This is a genomic window from Pseudoalteromonas sp. RW-H-Ap-1 (assembly GCF_048318575.1).
Lineage (GTDB): Bacteria > Pseudomonadota > Gammaproteobacteria > Enterobacterales > Alteromonadaceae > Pseudoalteromonas.
Map to the genome: position 1 here is coordinate 48681 of NZ_CP166997.1, position 18148 is coordinate 66828.

19 protein-coding genes and 2 pseudogenes are annotated in these 18148 nt (G+C 38.6%); 15 read left to right on the plus strand and 6 right to left on the minus strand.

Annotated features, from left to right (window positions below; genetic code table 11):
* Nucleotides 1–14 precede the first annotated feature (14 nt).
* The 4 genes from AB8618_RS16675 to trhA all read right to left on the minus strand — a co-directional run bounded on the left by AB8618_RS16675 (nucleotide 15) and on the right by trhA (nucleotide 3931).
* Entirely contained in the window at nucleotides 15–1967 is a 1953-nt protein-coding gene (locus AB8618_RS16675) for a putative bifunctional diguanylate cyclase/phosphodiesterase (RefSeq protein WP_418157362.1), read from the minus strand.
* A 179-nt stretch (nucleotides 1968–2146) separates the two neighbouring features.
* Nucleotides 2147–2692 carry a CHASE domain-containing protein gene (locus tag AB8618_RS16680; protein WP_409425891.1) on the minus strand — a complete coding sequence of 182 codons (546 nt, stop codon included), beginning with the start codon at nucleotides 2690–2692 and terminating at the stop codon, nucleotides 2147–2149.
* Nucleotides 2673–3059, minus strand: a complete 387-nt coding sequence (locus tag AB8618_RS16685) for a hypothetical protein (RefSeq protein ID WP_409425892.1) — start codon at nucleotides 3057–3059, stop codon at nucleotides 2673–2675. Before AB8618_RS16685 ends, AB8618_RS16680 begins: the two co-directional genes overlap by 20 nt.
* A gap of 242 nt (nucleotides 3060–3301) precedes the next feature.
* Nucleotides 3302–3931 carry a PAQR family membrane homeostasis protein TrhA gene (gene trhA / locus AB8618_RS16690; RefSeq protein WP_413403201.1) on the minus strand — a complete coding sequence of 210 codons (630 nt, stop codon included), beginning with the start codon at nucleotides 3929–3931 and terminating at the stop codon, nucleotides 3302–3304.
* Nucleotides 3932–4212: 281 nt separating this feature from the next.
* Between trhA and AB8618_RS16695 the strand changes: the two genes are divergently transcribed.
* The 15 genes and pseudogenes from AB8618_RS16695 to AB8618_RS16765 all read left to right on the plus strand — a co-directional run bounded on the left by AB8618_RS16695 (nucleotide 4213) and on the right by AB8618_RS16765 (nucleotide 15455).
* Nucleotides 4213–4491, plus strand: coding sequence for a hypothetical protein (locus tag AB8618_RS16695; RefSeq protein WP_409425894.1), 279 nt, complete (start codon nucleotides 4213–4215; stop codon nucleotides 4489–4491).
* 228 nt (nucleotides 4492–4719) lie between these two features.
* The gene (locus AB8618_RS16700; RefSeq protein ID WP_413403203.1) at nucleotides 4720–5298 is read left to right on the plus strand and encodes an LON peptidase substrate-binding domain-containing protein; all 579 of its coding nucleotides are present in this window, start codon (nucleotides 4720–4722) and stop codon (nucleotides 5296–5298) included.
* Nucleotides 5299–5368: 70 nt separating this feature from the next.
* Complete coding sequence (locus AB8618_RS16705) at nucleotides 5369–5992, plus strand: sigma-70 family RNA polymerase sigma factor (RefSeq protein WP_010388914.1); 624 nt, start codon at nucleotides 5369–5371, stop codon at nucleotides 5990–5992.
* Nucleotides 5985–6649: pseudogene (locus AB8618_RS16710) on the plus strand (ChrR family anti-sigma-E factor). Before AB8618_RS16705 ends, AB8618_RS16710 begins: the two are co-directional and overlap by 8 nt.
* Before the next feature lie 8 nt (nucleotides 6650–6657).
* A complete protein-coding gene (locus AB8618_RS16715; protein WP_036983978.1) occupies nucleotides 6658–7611 on the plus strand; it encodes a YbgA family protein in 954 nt (317 codons plus the stop codon).
* The gene (gene phrB, locus AB8618_RS16720; RefSeq protein ID WP_413403208.1) at nucleotides 7611–9005 is read left to right on the plus strand and encodes a deoxyribodipyrimidine photo-lyase; all 1395 of its coding nucleotides are present in this window, start codon (nucleotides 7611–7613) and stop codon (nucleotides 9003–9005) included. Before AB8618_RS16715 ends, phrB begins: the two co-directional genes overlap by 1 nt.
* Before the next feature lies 1 nt (nucleotide 9006).
* Nucleotides 9007–9435: a nuclear transport factor 2 family protein gene (locus tag AB8618_RS16725; RefSeq protein ID WP_413403210.1), complete on the plus strand. Its 429-nt coding sequence runs from the start codon at nucleotides 9007–9009 to the stop codon at nucleotides 9433–9435.
* Nucleotides 9436–9437: 2 nt separating this feature from the next.
* Complete coding sequence (locus AB8618_RS16730; RefSeq protein WP_413403212.1) at nucleotides 9438–10148, plus strand: SDR family NAD(P)-dependent oxidoreductase; 711 nt, start codon at nucleotides 9438–9440, stop codon at nucleotides 10146–10148.
* Nucleotides 10145–11398 carry an NAD(P)/FAD-dependent oxidoreductase gene (locus tag AB8618_RS16735; protein ID WP_413403214.1) on the plus strand — a complete coding sequence of 418 codons (1254 nt, stop codon included), beginning with the start codon at nucleotides 10145–10147 and terminating at the stop codon, nucleotides 11396–11398. Before AB8618_RS16730 ends, AB8618_RS16735 begins: the two co-directional genes overlap by 4 nt.
* A pseudogene (locus tag AB8618_RS16740) lies at nucleotides 11391–12127 on the plus strand (DUF1365 domain-containing protein). Before AB8618_RS16735 ends, AB8618_RS16740 begins: the two are co-directional and overlap by 8 nt.
* A gap of 50 nt (nucleotides 12128–12177) precedes the next feature.
* On the plus strand, nucleotides 12178–13440 hold the full coding sequence (locus AB8618_RS16745; protein WP_413403218.1) for a class I SAM-dependent methyltransferase: 1263 nt from the start codon (nucleotides 12178–12180) through the stop codon (nucleotides 13438–13440).
* Complete coding sequence (locus AB8618_RS16750) at nucleotides 13418–13918, plus strand: DUF2878 domain-containing protein (RefSeq protein ID WP_413403580.1); 501 nt, start codon at nucleotides 13418–13420, stop codon at nucleotides 13916–13918. Before AB8618_RS16745 ends, AB8618_RS16750 begins: the two co-directional genes overlap by 23 nt.
* 23 nt (nucleotides 13919–13941) lie before the next feature.
* Nucleotides 13942–14430, plus strand: coding sequence for a chalcone isomerase family protein (locus tag AB8618_RS16755; protein WP_413403220.1), 489 nt, complete (start codon nucleotides 13942–13944; stop codon nucleotides 14428–14430).
* 1 nt (nucleotide 14431) lies between these two features.
* On the plus strand, nucleotides 14432–14974 hold the full coding sequence (locus AB8618_RS16760) for a DUF3833 domain-containing protein (RefSeq protein WP_413403222.1): 543 nt from the start codon (nucleotides 14432–14434) through the stop codon (nucleotides 14972–14974).
* Between the two features lie 205 nt (nucleotides 14975–15179).
* Complete coding sequence (locus tag AB8618_RS16765) at nucleotides 15180–15455, plus strand: HU family DNA-binding protein (protein WP_138607972.1); 276 nt, start codon at nucleotides 15180–15182, stop codon at nucleotides 15453–15455.
* Nucleotides 15456–15515: 60 nt separating this feature from the next.
* On the opposite strand, the gene ilvN is transcribed toward AB8618_RS16765, so the two are convergent.
* Entirely contained in the window at nucleotides 15516–16016 is a 501-nt protein-coding gene (ilvN, locus tag AB8618_RS16770) for an acetolactate synthase small subunit (RefSeq protein WP_076921825.1), read from the minus strand.
* Nucleotides 16016–17740 carry an acetolactate synthase 3 large subunit gene (locus tag AB8618_RS16775; RefSeq protein WP_413403225.1) on the minus strand — a complete coding sequence of 575 codons (1725 nt, stop codon included), beginning with the start codon at nucleotides 17738–17740 and terminating at the stop codon, nucleotides 16016–16018. The genes ilvN and AB8618_RS16775 overlap by 1 nt, the downstream gene beginning before the upstream one ends.
* Nucleotides 17741–18148 lie beyond the last annotated feature (408 nt).

Genomic DNA, 18148 nt, shown 5'->3' on the forward strand with positions numbered 1-18148 from the left:
AAACTAAAACTCAGCTAGTAATCAATTTTATGTAAGTCAGTTAAAGCCCAAATCTCATCTGCAGACCATTTGTCTAACCAAGTAGGAATATCTTCTGCCCTCATGGGTTTGGCAATGCCATAACCTTGTGCTAAGTGGCATCCAAGTAGCATAAGAGTTGCTGCATGCTCTGGCGTTTCTACCCCCTCAGCAATGACATTGCGCTTAAATGATTTAGCCAATGCAATAACACCTTTTACTATTGCTAAGTCGTCAGAATTTTCTAGCATATCTCTTACAAAGCTTTGGTCTATTTTTATTAAACTTGCTGGTAAACGTCTTAAATAAGTGAGTGATGAATAACCAGTACCAAAATCATCCAACGAAAAATCAACCCCTAATGCTTTACAATCTTGCATAGTTTTAGATACATGGGTTACATCACTTAGTGCACTAGTTTCAAGTACTTCTAGCTCTAAATTAGCTGCATTTACTTTTGGGTGCGTCAGTAGCAATTTAGTTAACCTTGAGGTAAATTCAGATTGTTGTAATTGTACTGCAGCAACATTAACGCTTACTTTTATAGTTAAACTTGGCGTTAATGATTGCCATTGATTAATTTGAGATAAGGCGGTATCAATAACCCACTCGCCAACGTCTATCATTAGTTGATTGTTTTCAATGGCTGGTAAAAACTCGATAGGGCTTAGTAACCCACGCTCGGGATGTTGCAAGCGTATTAATGCCTCTACGCCAATCATATCGCCGGTTCGCATATCAACTTTTGGTTGATAATAAAGCACAAACCAATTGTTAGCTAAGGCCTCACGAATGAGCGCGATGCCTTTTTGTTGCGCCTTAACGGTATCACCTTGGCTAGTATCAAATAAGTGATAACGATTTTTGCCCATTTGTTTAGCTATATACATGGCTTGATCCGCGTGGCGCATTAATTGATCGGCATCAAAATTATCTTCAGGATAAATGGTCACCCCAATACTAGCAGAAACATTTAAGACAATATCGTTCACGGTTAGCGGTTTAGCTGCTGCGGCTAATAGCCGCTCGAGTACAGGAACACATTCGGCAATTGACTCTAAATCGGTTAAGACGGCAACAAATTCGTCGCCACCAATACGGGCTAAACTATCCTCTTCACGCAGTGCATCTTTTAAACGGATAGAAATTGCAACAAGTAACTTATCGCCAATATCATGTCCATGTGAATCATTTACCTGCTTAAATCCGTCTAAATCTAGAAACACCACAGCCAGTGAATTGTTATGACGACGGCATTGCAACATGGTTTGGCTAAGCCTATCTGCTAGTAGCACACGGTTTGGCAAGTTAGTTAATAAATCATAATGTGCAATTCGGCTTAGTTGCTCTTGTTGACGTTTAGCTTGGGTTATATCGGTAAATATTCCCAAGTAAAAAGTAACGTTGTTATCATCGGTTAACACGGAAATAGTTAGTAGCTCTGCATACAGCTCGCCATTTTTTTTGCAGTTCCAAATCTCTCCTTGCCAATGGCCAAACTTGTTTAATTGTAGCCATATATCTTTATAGAAAGAGTCTGATTGTTTACCAGAGTTTAAAAACTCTGGGGTGCGGCCTATTACCTCATCATGGCTGTAACCGGTTATTCGACAAAAAGCAGGATTAACATCAACAATATGTCGATTTGCATCAGTGATAATAATGCCTTCGTGAGTATCTCTAAATACGCGCGAAGATAAATGCAGCTTTTCCTCAATTAGCTTTCGTTTAGTAATATCGATTGATACACCCAACATAGTGACTGCACTACCTTGATTATCTCTAACGAGTGTTCCTTTGGTATTAAACCAGCGAATTTCACTGTGTTTATTAACAATACGATGATCAATATTATATTCCCTTGCATCGTCAATGCATTGTTCTATATTTCTTATGACATCGGCACGATCAGCAGGGTAGATAATGGCTAAGTATTCATTTTTGGTCATTTCGAGTTGCTTAACACTGCCGTTAATTAATCTAATACCATATTCAGAAAAGCGGATTGTATTGGTTTTTATATCCCACTCCCAAGTGGCAATTCCACCTACCTTTTGACTCAGAAGAAGCCGTCTTTCGGTATCGGTAAGTGCCTTAATATTATTTTGTAATGCATGAGTACGTTGCGTTACTTTTTTTCTAGTTTTAGGTGACTGGCTCTTAAGCGAGTCACTAAATAAGCAGTGACTGTGGTTAAAAAGATGAACAGGGCTGCAATAGCAACACCAAATAACAGCATGCCACTATCTTTCCAGCCATTGATAGGATAAGTTTTAAATACCCAAATCCCATTTGGTACTTGTATATTAAAGTCGACAGTATTTTTTATTTTTTGGTTTTGTGAGCTAACAATAATTTGTACATCATTTGTATCGGGCATGACTTTTGAAAGCTCATAGCCAATACCTGCCTGTGGCAGTTGTGCTAAGTTAACGCTTTGGAGAATATCAGGAAAGCGTATAAGCGCAGTAGCAAACCCCCAAAACTTATTACCGTCTTGAGTGTCAAGATAGACAGGTAACCTAGCAGCAGCCCCCATTCCTCCTTGAAATAACTCAAACGGCCCTGCAAGGGTTAATTTCCCGGTTTGTTTGGCCAAAAAGGCCTCTTGAGTTCGCAGTGGATTTTCTAATACATTATTTCCGATGGCGCTTTCATTGCCTTTGAGTGGCACTACGTGTGTAAGGATACCGTTTTTGTGAAGCTGTAAAGCTGTAAAGCTGTAAAGCTGCAAGGCCAGGGTAGAGCGCTAACATTTCAGATGCAAGCTCTTCAAAGCCTTCTGTTTTACCATTTTGAGTACGAATTAAGGCCGCAATTGGGTAGGCGGCAGAAAGCGCTTGATTTAGGTTATTTCTAATGTGGTTTACGTAACTACCTGAAACCTCTCTGATAGAGATTTGCTTCTGCTGATAAATGTATTGATCAAGTAAGTAAATTGAATGCACAGCAGCAAGCGTTGACATTAAAAAAGTGATCAACACCAGTCTTGCATAGATAAACAAGCTTAATATTTGTGGGCGTGTTTTAGATAATGACAATATTAATAACACCTAGCGTTGTTTGATACCAACCCGCAATAATACTTAATTAAGCGAGTTGGTATGAGCCGCGTCCATTTAAATCAATGGCGTTTTCAGTTCCTAGAAACAGTATAGCAAACAGGTTTTAGATCATGAGATAGATTTTGTTATACTTTAGTTATTAATAAGTACATTTGCAGGGTATTAGTTAAAAACGCAGGTAATGAGGGGATATTTAAAAAGACTATGTGTATTTTTGCTTAATACACATAGCGGGTAATGGCAATGTAATGGCTGACGCATCCACCAATAACAAAGAGGTGCCAAATAGCATGGCTATATTGAGTACTTTTAGCGCTGTAAAACACAGTACCTACACTATAAAATATGCCGCCAGCTAATAGCCAGTAAAGTGCATTGATAGGCACGTGTAAATAAAGTGGATATACAATGGCCAATGCAAACCACCCCATTAATAAATAGGTAGCCAGCGACACCTTTTTATTGCCATTTTTAACCAGTAGTTTATAAACGATGCCTGCAAACGCTACCGCCCAAATAAAGATTAAGGTAGCCCACGACCAGAGCCCAGATAATGACAGCAGCAAAAAGGGCGTGTAGGTGCCTGCAATCAGTAAATAGATGGCGCAATGATCACATTTTTTGTAAAACGCTCTCAACCTAGGGCGCACACTGGCGTGATAAAGCGTTGAAGATAAAAATAAAATAAATAAGCTACTGCCATATACCAAAGTACTTGCATAGCTTTTCACACTATTAGTTTGTTTAACTAAATCCCAAAAAACAAAAGCAGCAAATACAATGCCTAAGGCATGACTAATAACATTTAACAGCTCTTCTTTTTTAGAATAGGGAGCTTCAAAAGACATAACAGATCCTACCACTTTGCGAATAAATTTTAGTGTACATGTGTACGCTGAAATTTTCAAATACGAAATAAAGTCATTAATTTACTGAACATTAAAAAACACACTATTATTTGGTTTTATTTTTAAATTCATTGGTCAAAATTGCTAACCTAGGTTTTGTGGATTTCTTTTTAATTTATTTATATCATTTTAAAACAATGGTTTATAAAGTTTTTCCATTGTGGCATAGCCCTTGATTGTAACTAAGCGTACTAACCAATAAACAAACAAGGAATACCATTATGAATACTTCAATCAACATCACAATCGCTAGCTTACTTGTATTAGGTTCAACTCAGGTTAACGCTACAGAAGTCGATTTAAATATTACAGATATGCTAACCAACTCAGTGTCTACTTATGTATCACAAGTAAGCAATGAGCTTGAAAAGTCAGTAAAAGAAGCTGTTTCTTTTGATTCGCAGCTTATCCTTGGTGGCTTACTTGAAACTAATCCTGTGGTTGATAATAGCAACATGGACGAAAAACAACGTGTAGTTAAAGCACAACCAAAGCAATAAAAAGGGAATAAGAGTAATGAACAGTGAGTTCGAATTATTAGCCTTAATGTTGGCACCTGTGGCAAGTATACTGAGTGTTTATTACTTGGTTTACATGATAAAAAATGTGGGAATGAGGTTTAATTAGCGGATGCATTTGCACTGTAAAGCAATCGATGTAACTAAAGCTGATCGACTTGAATGAAGCGCACGTAGATAAAGGCAGAGTGTTTGAAAGAAGTAGACTTTATGAAACGTGCGATTTTCCCATTACCTATATTTATATTACCTGAAGGCTATACGCGATTACGTATATTTGAGCCTCGTTATTTAACGATGGTAAAAAACGCATTAAAAACCAATAGCGGTTTTGTTTTATGTACCTTTGAGCATGACACCCCGTTAAACATAAGCGCCCAAGGCTGTTTAATGGATGTTATTGACTTTGATCAAGACGAAAGCGGTATGCTATTAATTGATGTATTTGCATCTAAGAGTGTGCAAATAGATAACGTTTATCAAGATGAGCAGGAACTGCGCCACGGTGATGTATCCGCTTGCAACACGCCTTATTGGTACAACAAAGATAACCATGAAATTGATCAGCACCATCTTTTACAAGTGACACTAGAAGAAGTCTTTGCGAATAATCCCGATCTGCAATCGCTTTACAAAACCACCAAGTTTAATAAACTCACGTGGATTGTTGCACGATGGCTTGAATTACTTCCCATTTCTATAGAGAAAAAACAACAACTTGCATTCGAGACTAACTTTGATAACTTGCTCAGTTTCCTCCATACTGTGATTAATAACGAATTTGCCTAAAATAATTATGATCCGATTGTAATCATTGCTCGTAATGGTATTCACTAAAGCAATAACGGGACATTTTACTATGGTAAGTCAACAACAATCACTAAGTTGTGAACCTAACACAGGTAAGTACACTGCCATGCCAGAAACACCAAGTACGGAACTCAGGGAAGCATTAGTTAATGTAGCTCAATCTCGCGATAAAAAATCTTTCGCGTACTTGTTTGAATATTTTGCACCAAAGATCAAGCGCTTTGGCATAAAGCAGTTTGGTGTAGAAGCCCAAGCAATGGAATTGGTACAAGAAACCCTCACTTCAGTTTGGCGTAAAGCCCACTTATACAATAGTGAAAAGGGTGCAGCTACTACTTGGGTCTACACAGTAATGCGTAATGCCTCTTTTGATATGCTTCGTAAAATGAAAAGTAACAAAGAAGAAAATATTAGCGAAGATATTTGGCCGTTATTGAACGAATCTGAAGATACACATCACGAATACAGCGACCACCTTGAAGACCAACAAATTAAACGTTATTTAGACAAATTGCCTCAAGCGCAAAGAGAAGTGGTGCGCGGCGTTTATTTTCAAGATATGTCGCAAGAGCAGTTAGCTCAGCAATTAAACATTCCAGTAGGCACGGTAAAATCACGATTACGTTTAGCCTTGCAGAAATTACGTAATGAAATGGGAGATCAGCATGATTAAACATCACCCGAGTGAAACACTACTGACACAATACTGTGCAGCAACACTTCCAGCATCGCTTAGCCTTGCCGTATCAATACACGTTGATATGTGCCCAATATGCCAAGCAAAAGTTGAAAAACTTGAGGCAGCTAATGCGCGGGCAGTATTTAGTGACAATATGGATGTGACAACTGATGAGCAAGCCGATGATGTAATTGAATCAAGTTTACTTGATATGATCACGGCCGATGACTCGATTGATGAAGTATATTCTGTAGAACCTGTTAGCATAAATGTTAATGAACACAACTACAGCTTGCCGAGAGCTTTAACACGGATCTCGCATGGTAAATTTACCCAAGTAGGTAAGCTTGCGCGTTCTCGTATTGCACTTGATGATGGCCATTTACGTTCAAGCTTGTTACATATAGATGCTGGTGGAGAAATTCCGGAGCACACACATACCGGCTTTGAGGTTACTTTACTGCTTGACGGTGAATTTACAGACGAAGAGGGCAGTTATGTTCCTGGTGACTTTATCTGGCAAGATGGCCGTCATCAACATACCCCCTAACAAAAGAGGGATGTTTGTGCTTTACTGTTGTTAGTAGTGCGCTACATTTCAATAAAGGACTTAGCAAGTTACTTAACCCAATTGGTGGCTTGATTTATTAAGAGAATCTATGCAAACAGATACAATAAAAATAGGTATTAGCGCTTGCTTGGCAGGCGAAAAGGTAAGATTTGACAGTGGCCATAAAAAATCAAATTTTTGTATGGAAGAACTGGCCAAGCATGTTGAATATAAAATGTATTGCCCAGAGGTTGCGGTAGGATTACCAATACCTCGTCCAACTATTCGTCAAGTAAAAACAGGCGATACTATCAAAGTGTGTCGTCCGGATGGCACGGGAGATGTTGGCCCACAGCTCACAGAATATGGTAAAAAAATAGCTACAGAACAAGCAGGGCATCTAAGCGGATTCGTTTTTTGTGCTAAGAGCCCAAGCTGTGGCATGGAACGGGTAAAAATCTACAATGAAGCAGGAACCGGTAACACTTCTGAAGGCGTGGGCTTCTTTGCTGAACAAATTATGAAACATAATCCCTTACTACCTTGCGAAGAAAATGGACGTTTGAACGATGTTCACTTACGCGAGAACTTTGTAATGCGTGTTTATACATTACATAACTGGCAACAGTTAGTGAAAGAGCCCGTTACTGTGCATCGTTTGACCCAGTTCCATGCTCAATACAAATATTTGTTAATGGCTCATAATTATCAAGCGTATCGTGATTTAGGCAATCTACTCGGAACGTTTGTTGGTGACGATGTTAATGCTTTGGCCGACGAGTACATTCTGGGCTTAATGACAGCGCTTAAGCGTCCTGCTTCAAGAAAAAATAATTCTAACACGTTGATGCATTTGCAAGGTTACTTCAAAAAAGATTTATCAAAAATCGAAAAGGAAGAAATGCGAGATGCAATTGATGAGTATCGCCAAGGATTGGTGCCGCTATATGTACCATTAACATTGCTTAAACACCATTTGAAAGTTCATCCAAATGAGTATTTAAGTAAGCAAATTTACTTTAACCCTTATCCTAATGAACTTAAGCTACGTTACGGTTTGTAATGAATACACTATTTTGGTTTAGGCGCGATTTGCGCCTTTTTTCTAATGAGGCGCTTATTGAAGCGCTAAATAATGGTGCTAAACACGCCATTTTTTTTGTGTGCGAAAAACAATGGGCACAGCATAATACTGCTGCCATTCAAATTGACTTACTTAAACGCAGGGTGAGTTATATTCGCGAAAAACTTGCCAAATATGGCGTAAATTTGCATGTAATAGACGCCCCTTTTTTTGCTGATAGCCAAACTAAACTTCTCGATTTTTGTCAGCAACACGATATTAAACACATAATAGCCAATACTGAGTATGAGCTAAATGAATTTAATAGGGACAAAGCGATTCAGGCACAGTGCGACCAACAGCAAATAACATTTACTTTATACGAGGGTGATATCATTGCTCCCGTAGGTAGTGTACGCACTCAAAATAATGAAATGTATAAAGTATTTACACCGTTTAAACGCGCATGGTTAAAGCAGTATCAAGATACACACTTTAGTTTATTACTGTGGCCGTTATCTGAAGAGCCGATAGAAATCGAACAGTGTGAGTTACTAAGTGGTGATGAAAGCTCAATAAAATGGCCTGTTGACGATGATACTTTATCAACTGTAGTCGATAATTTTATTCACGATAAATTAGCAAGCTATGATGACGTACGAGACATACCAAGCGTAAAAGGGACCTCGGGCTTAAGCCCTTATTTAGCACTAGGGGTTGTTAGTAGTAAACAATTAATGGTTAATATACAACAACATTACCCCGATATACTGACCACCTCAAAAAGTAAAACGTTTACCTGGGTTAACGAACTGATCTGGCGTGAATTTTATAAACATTTAATTGCCGAATTTCCTAAACTATCACGCGGTGCTAACTTTAACGAAAAGTACGATAGTGTGTGTTGGCGTGACAGCGACGCTGAGTTTAAGCAATGGTGCGAAGGTCGCACGGGTTACCCGCTTGTTGATGCAGCTATGCAACAGCTTTTGCAAACAGGTTGGATGCATAATCGTTTGAGAATGGTGGTTGCAAGTTTTTTAACTAAACATCTACTGATTGATTGGCGTAAAGGCGAGCAGTTTTTTATGCAGCATCTGATTGATGGCGATTTAGCATCAAACAATGGCGGCTGGCAATGGGCTGCAAGTACCGGGTGTGACGCTCAACCTTACTTTAGAGTATTCAACCCTATCACCCAAAGTGAACGCTTTGATCCAAATGGTGATTTTATTCGTAAATATCTGCCTGAATTAGAAAAAGTGCCAGATAAACACATTCATTTCCCACATACTTACTTAGCAGCAACGGGGAAAAATGAACACTGTTACTGGCCGGCAATTGTTGATCATAAAGCGGCACGAGCGAGGGCTTTAGCTGCATTTAAGGTGTGATATGGATAACCAATTATCAGTCGATAAATTTGTAGAAATATATCAAAAGCTTGATAAAGATAACTTAGACTTATTAACTGAAATTTACGCTCAAAACATTCACTTTATAGATCCGCTGCATGAGATTAATGGCCTTGAAGATTTAAGAGGTTATTTTTGTGGTTTATATAGTAATGTTAAGCATTGTCGATTTGACATAACCGATTCATTTACCAACGATAATAATGCATTTGTATACTGGACAATGCATTATTCTCACCCAAAACTTAATGCAGGTAATACAATTTCAGTGCAAGGGCACAGTAAGCTTGTTTTCGAAGGTGAAAAAATTATTAACCACCGAGATTACTTTAACGCTGGAGAGCTTTTGTATAAGCATATTCCATTACTGGGCAACATTATTAACTTTATTGATAAAAGGGCTGGTTAATTATGATTACGCTTATTACAGGTGCAACATCAGGTATAGGTGAACAGCTTGCAATAAAGTATGCTGAGCAGGGCGACACAGTCATTGCCTGTGGACGAAATACGCAAAAGCTCGCTGAACTTGCAAAACATAACAACATAGAAACCTGCCAATTTGATGCAACTAACTTGCAAGATATTAAATCTGCGACCCTAGGCTACCCTCAATTTGACCGTGTTATACTTAACGCTGGTAATTGCGAGTATGTTGATGATGCACGCAATTTTGATAGCGCCCTTTTTGAGCGTGTTATTAATGTTAACTTACTTTCTATGGGGTATTGCTTAGAAGCACTACTACCTAAAATAACATCAGGCGGCCAATTAGTGATGGTTAGTTCGAGTGTTACTTACTTACCTTTACCACGTTCAGAAGCGTATGGCGCATCGAAGGCAGGCGTAAGCTATTTAGCTAAAACTCTAGCGGTAGATTTAAACGATGTTGATGTAACATTAGTCCACCCTGGTTTTGTAAAAACGCCACTTACAGACAAAAATGATTTTCCTATGCCTATGGCTGTTAGTGCAGAAAAAGCGGCTGACTATATTATCAAAGGCGTAAAAAAACGTCGTAAAGAAGTTCATTTTCCATATCGTTTCACACTTATATTAAAAGCACTGCGAATATTGCCACTTTCGCTTTGGCTTAAAATTGCAAAAGGATTAACCCGTTGAAAAAAATAGCAATAATTGGGACTGGCGTATCAGGTTTAACTTGCGGACACCTATTGCACAAGCATTATGATGTCACACTATTTGAAAAGAACGATTATATTGGTGGCCATACTGCCACGGTTGATGTAAACCAAAGCGGTATTAATTATGCAGTTGATACCGGTTTCATTGTATTTAACGATAGAACATACCCTTACTTTGAAAAGCTGCTTGAACGTATTGGTGTAAAACGTAAACCGACACAAATGAGCTTTAGCGTTCATAACGAAGCAACTGGCTTTGAGTACAATGGGCATACATTTACTAGTTTGTTTGCTCAGCGAAGAAATATAGTTAGACCTAAGTTTTGGCGTCTATTGTACGATATCGTGCGCTTTAATAAACTGTGCAAGGCTTTGTATGAAAAAAGCCAATACATTGAGCAATCACTTGGTGAGTTGCTACAACAACATCGCTTTAATGACTTCTTTAAATACCACTACATTTTGCCAATGGGTGCGGCCATTTGGTCGACAAGCATTAAAGAAATGGAAAACGTGGGCGTAGAGTTTTTTGTAAAATTCTTTTTTAACCATGGTTTATTAGACATTACTAACCGTCCGCAATGGTATGTTATTCCGGGTGGCTCTCGTGAATACATTAAACCGTTGATTGCTGGTTTTGCTGATAAAATACAGTTAAACACTGATATTAAATCGGTAACCAGAGACGAGCAGGGAGCCACCATTACATTTGCTGATGGTCACCAAGCCCTGTTTGATAAAGTTATCTTTGCGTGCCACTCAGATCAAGCGTTAGCGTTACTCGGTGATGCCTGCGAGCAAGAAAATAAGGTGTTGGGCGCTATCCCATACACTGAAAACTCGGTGGTATTGCATACTGATGTATCATTATTACCAGATAGGAAAGCAGCGTGGGCGAGCTGGAATTATTTACTAAATAATAATACCGACAAAGCTGCTGTTGTTACTTATCAAATGAATATACTGCAAGGGATAGACTCTGATACCCAATTTTGTGTCACTTTAAATCACTTAGAAGGGATCAATCAAAGTAAGATTTTACGTGAGTTTACTTATCACCATCCTGTGTTCAATCAACAATCTATTGCTGCTCAACAGCTGAAAAATACGGTTGACGGTCAAAAAAATACTTATTTTTGTGGGGCTTATTGGTATAACGGCTTTCATGAGGATGGTGTGCGCAGTGCCGTTGATGTTGCAAAACAACTTGGAGTAGAGTTTGACTAATGCAGTGTATTTAGGCGATGTAAAGCATCGCCGTTTTGCTGTAAAACATCATGCGTTTAATTACCCACTTTATATGATGTGGGTTGATTTAAATAATACTCATGCGCTTAATGGCGTCCATAAGCAGCTTGGCACTTCAGGTTTTAAAGCATTAAAGTTTGAGCAGTCTGATTATTTACAAGGGTTACCAGATAGCCAACATCAGCCAATTATAGAGCGTGCTCAAGCGCAGCTATCCCAGCTTGGCGTAGATGAAAAATTTAGTCATGTATACCTGCTAGGACAATTACGCTGTTTGGGTATTTATTTTAGTCCAGTTAACTTTTATTTTTTTGGTCATCAAGATAATGAATTTAGTTACATGGTAGCTGAGGTGAGTAATACTCCATGGAATGAGCGACATTACTACTTGGTTCCATTACAAAAAAAGTGAACTTTAAGAAAGTATTTTCCGTATCACCTTTTATGAATTTGGATATGAACTATCATTGGACTGTGCGGCAAAAGAAAGACAATATACTGATACGTATAGAAAATAAGCGCGATGAAGAACTACTTTTTGATGCTTCATTAAGGTTACAGCGCCAACCCTTGTGCAATAAACAAATGAGCAAGCTGTTGAAGCGCTTTCCTGCGATGACATGGTCTATTTTCAGAGGTATTTACTATCAGGCATTTAAGTTGTTTGTTAAAAAAGTCCCATTTTTAGGTCACTCAGGCAAACTTTAAAATTTAATTTATGTTGTTTTACAAGTAATAACAATAATATAGGTAAGTATATGGAAAAGGTATCGAGCTTACGCGTTCAGGAACGCACTAGTTGGTTTACTAATTTTTATAAAAAGTTAGTTTTTAAAGCGTTCTCGTCAATTGAAACGGGTCAGATAGTGCTAGTTGAGAACAATCAACAGTCTGTATTTGGGGATGCGTCTTCAGAGTTAAAAGTAACGGTAACCGTTAACGATAATGCCATGTACAAAGCGTTTGCTCTTTCTGGAAGTGTGGGGGCGGGCGAGTCTTACATTTTAGGGCAGTGGCAATGTGACAATTTAACTCGCCTAATCGAAATTTTTGCGATTAACCAAGATCAATTAGATGCATTTGAAAAGAAATTCGCGTTTTTTAGCAATATCGCTCACCGTATAAACCACATAAAAAACAAAAACTCACACGCTGGTTCAAAAAAGAATATTGTTGCTCACTATGACTTAGGAAATGATTTATACGAGTCTTTTTTAAGCAAAGAAATGCTTTATTCGAGTGCAGTATATCCAACTAAAGATGCTACCTTAGAGCAAGCCCAGCAATACAAACTACAACGTATATGCGAACAGGTTGAGCTTCAACAAGGTGATACGGTTATTGAAATTGGTACAGGGTGGGGAGCGTTTGCAATTTATGCTGCAACTCATTACGACTGTCATGTAACGACCACAACTATTTCTGATGAACAACACGACTATGTTGCTAACAAGGTTAAAGAGCTTGGGCTTGAAAGCAAAATTACTTTGCTCAAGCAAGATTATCGCTTATTAACTGGTAAATACGATAAGTTAGTTTCAATAGAGATGATAGAAGCTGTAGGGCATGACTATTTACCTAGCTTCTTCACTAAGTGCGGTGAGTTATTGAAAGATAACGGTGCAATGCTTATTCAAGCAATTACGATTTGCGATCAGCGTTATCAACATTACTTAAAAAATTCAGACTTTATACAGCAGTATATTTTCCCTGGTGGGTGTTTGCCTTCGCTTAATGAAATGAGTGAACAAATTAAAAATAACACAGATATGAATATCCACACTATCAATGATATTGGTGCTCACTATGCCCGCACTCTTGCCGATTGGCGTGAGCGTTTTATTGCAAGCTGGCCAAAGCTTGATAGTAATAAGTTTGATGACCGTTTCTATCGCTTATGGCTATTCTACCTTGCCTATTGTGAGGGGGCATTCAGAACCCGAGCAACCAGTACCGTGCATTTAATGGCACGCAAACCCCGCTTCACGAGTAGTAATGATGAGATTGCACTCGCTTATTAATTTTGTGCTGTTTCAAGTTGTGTGGTTTCTGTGCCTACTACTTGAACAAGGTGCATTAGCTTATTCTGCTGTAGCTATAGCATTGATGTTTTATTTATCAGCGCAAAAAAAACAAGATGCTTTACTGGTTTTGAAAGCTTTACCACTAGCTTTGTTGTGTGAATTTATTGCGGTTCAGCTAGGGTTATTTGAATTTAAAGTTCAACCGTTCCCATTTTGGCTGGTTTTTTTATGGGTCGCTTTATTGCTGTGTATTAATACCTCTATGTCGTTTCTGACAAACCTTAAACCATGGCAAGCTTTCTGTGTGTGTTTGTTATTTGCGCCCGGAAGTTATTGGGCTGGCTCGCGATTTGAGGTATTAGAGTTAGGAATGCCACTGTGGCAATTTTGGCCACTTTACGGTGCTTTATGGGCTGCAACGTTTACCCTTATTTTATTTATAAACGGTAAAATTGGTGCGTTTGTTAAGCAATAACACAATACTGCTTGGAGATAAGGATGAAAACGCTTCTAAATTTACTCATGGTTTATGTTTTATTTAGCCCTTTTGCTTACGCTGATACCCAATTTAACAAGGTAGGCGAAGCGCGAATGGAGTATCTTTTTTGGGATGTTTATGATGCAACGCTTTACACACCTTCTGGCACTTACACAGCCAAGCAAGCTCCTGTTAAATTTACCTTAACTTATTTGCGTGACTTTGACGCTAAAGATATTGTAAAAGCGACTAATGAGCAGTGGCAGCACCTAGGTAAACCCCAACTTTCAGCGCGCTATGCAGATAAGTTACTATCGATATGGCCAAATATTAAAAAAGGTGAATCGTTAACTCTACTGACTGATCAGCAAGGATACAGTACTTTCTTTCACAATGAGAACCAAATAGGTCGTATTAACGATGCCACATTTGCTGAGGATTTTTTAGCTATCTGGTTAAGTGAAAACACGTCAGAACCATCAATTAGAAATCAACTACTAGGGATTTAATATGATTAACCTAAAACGCGTTAAATTTGCCATGGTATTGGCTGTTAGTTTTTTTATTGCCAGCTGTTCAGCCCCAAGTGTTGAATATTATAAGGGTTCAGAGCCAAACTTTGATTTTAAGACTTTTTTCAGTGGCGATTTAAAAGCCTATGGCGTTGTACAAGATTTTAAAGGTGAATTAACCCGCAAGCTTGTTGTTGACTTAAACGCTAAGTGGAATGGCAATCAGGGCACTATTGAAGAAGACTTTATTTACGATGATGGTGAGACACAAAAACGCATCTGGAAAATTACCTTAAACGACGACAATACCTTAACAGGAACGGCTTCTGATGTTTTGGGAATAGCTACCGGTGAGAGTGACGGGAGTGTGTTTCACTGGAATTACAATGTCGAGATCCCTTACGATGGCAGTACATTGGAAGTAAACTTTGACGATTGGATGTACCTAGTAACAAGTACGCGTTTGATAAACCGTACGTCTATCGTCAAGTTTGGTGTTGAAGTTGGCGAAGTAACATTAGTAATAGAAAAGGTACAGTGAGCCATTAAAGTGCAAAGCTGCACTAATAGTGTGCCTAAATTAAGCTTTTGTTAACCCAACTCGCTGTATTTTACAGTTAATTTATTTATTTTTACTAATTTTTTAGTATTTTAGATAAAAAACGTAATTTGCTGTTGCTAACTCTTCGAAAATGCATAAAGATAGGATTTGCAAAGGCAAAATAATAACGAATAGGAATCTAATAATGAACAAAGCTCAACTAGTTGAAAAAATCTCTACTGACGCAGAAATCTCTAAAGCAGCTGCAGCACGTGCACTTGAGGCATTTACAGGCGCTGTAACTTCTTCATTAAAAGAAGGTAACTCTGTTGCGTTAGTTGGTTTTGGTACTTTTTCAGTTAAAGAACGTGCTGCTCGCACAGGTCGTAATCCACAAACTGGTGCAGAAATCCAAATTTCAGCTGCGACTATCCCAAGTTTTAAACCAGGTAAAGGTCTTAAAGATCAAGTAAATCCATAATTTGGGATTTATGAATAAAAAAAGGGCTATTTAGCCCTTTTTTTGCGCTAAATTTAACGCTTATTTAGCTTTAAGTGCTTTATCTCCTCGCCCAATGCCGACCGCACCTGAGCGAACTACTTCTATAATGTCGGTTTCGTGGCGTAAGGTATCCAAGAACGATTCTATTTTATCGGTGCTGCTTACTAATTGAAGGCTGTAACTTTGGCGGCCCATATCTAAAATAGCCCCCTGAAATACATCAACAACACGGGTTACTGCCGCACGAGTCGCTTCATCTTTGGCAAATACTTTTACTAACAGAAGTTCGCGCTCTATGTGACTCATTTCAGTTAAATCAATAACTTTAAGTACATCGACCAGTTTGTTTACTTGCTTTGTTATTTGTTCAACAATTCTGTCATCGCCTTTAGTGGTTACCGTAATACGAGAAAGTGATTCATCGTCTGTAGTGCCTACCGTTAAGCTATCAATATTGTAGGCTCGTTGAGAAAAAAGCCCCACTATACGTGATAACGCACCGGGTTCATTCTCTAATAATATAGATAATATACGACGCATTATGCTTTCACTCCTTTTCTTAACCACATTTCGTCTATACCACCGTGCTTAATTTGCATCGGGTAAACATGTTCTTTTTCGTCTACTAAAATATCTAAAAATACTAATCTATCAGTGATCGACATGGCTTTGTCTATCGCAGGTTGTAACTCATCAAGGGTGTTTACTCTGATCCCTACATGGCCATAGCTTTCAACAAGCTTTACAAAATCAGGTAAAGACTCCATATACGATGAAGAGTGTCTGCCACCATAAATCATGTCTTGCCATTGTCTGACCATACCCAGTGAGCGGTTATTTAAGGAGATCACCTTTACTGCTAAGTTATACTGTAAACAGGTTGATAGCTCTTGGATGTTCATTTGAATAGAGCCGTCGCCAGTTACACATAAAGACTCTTTTTCAGGAAAAGCCAGTTTAACGCCCATTGCCGCAGGTAATCCAAAACCCATAGTCCCTAGGCCACCTGAATTGATCCACTGACGAGGGTGTTTAAATGGGTAATACTGCGCCGCAAACATTTGGTGTTGGCCAACATCAGAGCTAACATAAGCATCTCCGTTAGTCGCTTCATATATTGCCTCGATAACTGCTTGAGGTTTAATTTTGTCTCCATCATTATTGTAACTGAGGCATTTTTGTTCACGCCAGCTGATCACTTGTCGCCACCAATCTTCTTGTGCACTGCGATCAACTTTAATCGAACTGTTATCTATGGCAGTTTGTAATTGCTCAAGTACCGTCGCCAAACAGCCAACAACAGGAATATGAGATTTAATAGTCTTAGAAATAGAGGTTGGATCGACATCTACATGTACAATAGTGGCATTAGGGCAGAATTTTTGAACGTTATTAGTAACCCGATCATCGAATCGTGCGCCAAGCGCTAAAATAACATCAGCATTGGCCATGGCTTTATTTGCTTCTAATGTACCGTGCATACCTAACATACCAATAAAGTTAGGGTGAATGCCCGATATACCGCCTAGTCCCATAAGCGTGTTGGTAATAGGGGCGTTAAGTGACTCGACTAAATGAGTTAGTTGCTCTGAGGTGTTTGAAAGTACAATACCGCCACCTGAGTAGATAACCAGTTTCTTCGCTTCTAAAATAGCAGTAACAGCTTTACGAATTTGTTTAGAGTGACCCTTTGTATTTGGATTATAGGTTCTGAGCTCAGTTGCCGCTGGAAAGTTGTAAGCAAAAGTTAGTTCTGGATTAAGCATGTCTTTAGGAAGCTCTACTACAACAGGACCAGGGCGTCCTGTGCTGGCAATATAAAAAGCTTTGGCAAGTATGTTGGGAATTTCACTAGCACTTCTACAATTAAAGCTATGCTTTACAATAGGGCGAGAGCAACCAACAATATCGGTTTCTTGAAACGCGTCATCGCCAATAAGATTTGTTGGCACTTGACCTGATAATACCACCATAGGAATTGAATCCATATACGCAGTTGCTATGCCTGTTACACAGTTTGTTGCACCTGGTCCTGATGTAGCAAGTACAACACCTACTTCACCGGTTGCTCTTGCGTAGCCATCGGCCATGTGTGTAGCCGCTTGTTCATGGCGTACTAAAATGTGCTCAATATCGTCTTGCTGAAAAAGTACGTCGTATAAATCTAATACTGAGCCGCCGGGGTAACCAAATATATACTTTACCTTTAGCTCTTTTAATGACTTAACAACCAATTCAGAGCCATTATATTCTTGTCTACTCATCCTCATTCCTCTGTTGATTATATGCAAAAAAAACCCCCGCGTAGTGCGAGGGTTTTAAAAGCATTTTTCACCTTTTAATACATCCCCGCTGGGCTTATCACTAAGACCAGTACGAGTAAGACTAAAAGGCGAAATTGTGTATTCATGCTGTTTTGCTCTTTAAAATAAAATGCTGTTTAAATTACAATTTTAGTATGTGGTTATTTTTAAGGCTTTTGAGTACTTATGTCAACCAAAAACTACATTTTTAGATTAAAATTTCATTTTTTAATGCATTTTAATCTATTAGTCTATTTTTTGTGAGTTTTTATTACTTATTAGCAGATATTATGCAGGTTTATGTTGTGGTTGGGCTGAGGAGGGTGGTTAAAAACTTATAAACACGGTATTTCTTAGACATAAAAAAGC

Excerpts from the sequence above, each read along its gene's own strand:
- AB8618_RS16675 (WP_418157362.1), bottom strand. The coding sequence starts at position 1,967 with ATGACCAAAAATGAATACTTAGCCATTATCTACCCTGCTGATCGTGCC.
- trhA (WP_413403201.1), bottom strand. The coding sequence starts at position 3,931 with ATGTCTTTTGAAGCTCCCTATTCTAAAAAAGAAGAGCTGTTAAATGTT.
- AB8618_RS16695 (WP_409425894.1), top strand. The coding sequence starts at position 4,213 with ATGAATACTTCAATCAACATCACAATCGCTAGCTTACTTGTATTAGGT.
- AB8618_RS16700 (WP_413403203.1), top strand. The coding sequence starts at position 4,720 with ATGAAACGTGCGATTTTCCCATTACCTATATTTATATTACCTGAAGGC.
- AB8618_RS16705 (WP_010388914.1), top strand. The coding sequence starts at position 5,369 with ATGGTAAGTCAACAACAATCACTAAGTTGTGAACCTAACACAGGTAAG.
- AB8618_RS16715 (WP_036983978.1), top strand. The coding sequence starts at position 6,658 with ATGCAAACAGATACAATAAAAATAGGTATTAGCGCTTGCTTGGCAGGC.
- phrB (WP_413403208.1), top strand. The coding sequence starts at position 7,611 with ATGAATACACTATTTTGGTTTAGGCGCGATTTGCGCCTTTTTTCTAAT.
- AB8618_RS16725 (WP_413403210.1), top strand. The coding sequence starts at position 9,007 with ATGGATAACCAATTATCAGTCGATAAATTTGTAGAAATATATCAAAAG.
- AB8618_RS16730 (WP_413403212.1), top strand. The coding sequence starts at position 9,438 with ATGATTACGCTTATTACAGGTGCAACATCAGGTATAGGTGAACAGCTT.
- AB8618_RS16745 (WP_413403218.1), top strand. The coding sequence starts at position 12,178 with ATGGAAAAGGTATCGAGCTTACGCGTTCAGGAACGCACTAGTTGGTTT.
- AB8618_RS16750 (WP_413403580.1), top strand. The coding sequence starts at position 13,418 with ATGAGATTGCACTCGCTTATTAATTTTGTGCTGTTTCAAGTTGTGTGG.
- AB8618_RS16755 (WP_413403220.1), top strand. The coding sequence starts at position 13,942 with ATGAAAACGCTTCTAAATTTACTCATGGTTTATGTTTTATTTAGCCCT.
- AB8618_RS16760 (WP_413403222.1), top strand. The coding sequence starts at position 14,432 with ATGATTAACCTAAAACGCGTTAAATTTGCCATGGTATTGGCTGTTAGT.
- AB8618_RS16765 (WP_138607972.1), top strand. The coding sequence starts at position 15,180 with ATGAACAAAGCTCAACTAGTTGAAAAAATCTCTACTGACGCAGAAATC.
- ilvN (WP_076921825.1), bottom strand. The coding sequence starts at position 16,016 with ATGCGTCGTATATTATCTATATTATTAGAGAATGAACCCGGTGCGTTA.
- AB8618_RS16775 (WP_413403225.1), bottom strand. The coding sequence starts at position 17,740 with ATGAGTAGACAAGAATATAATGGCTCTGAATTGGTTGTTAAGTCATTA.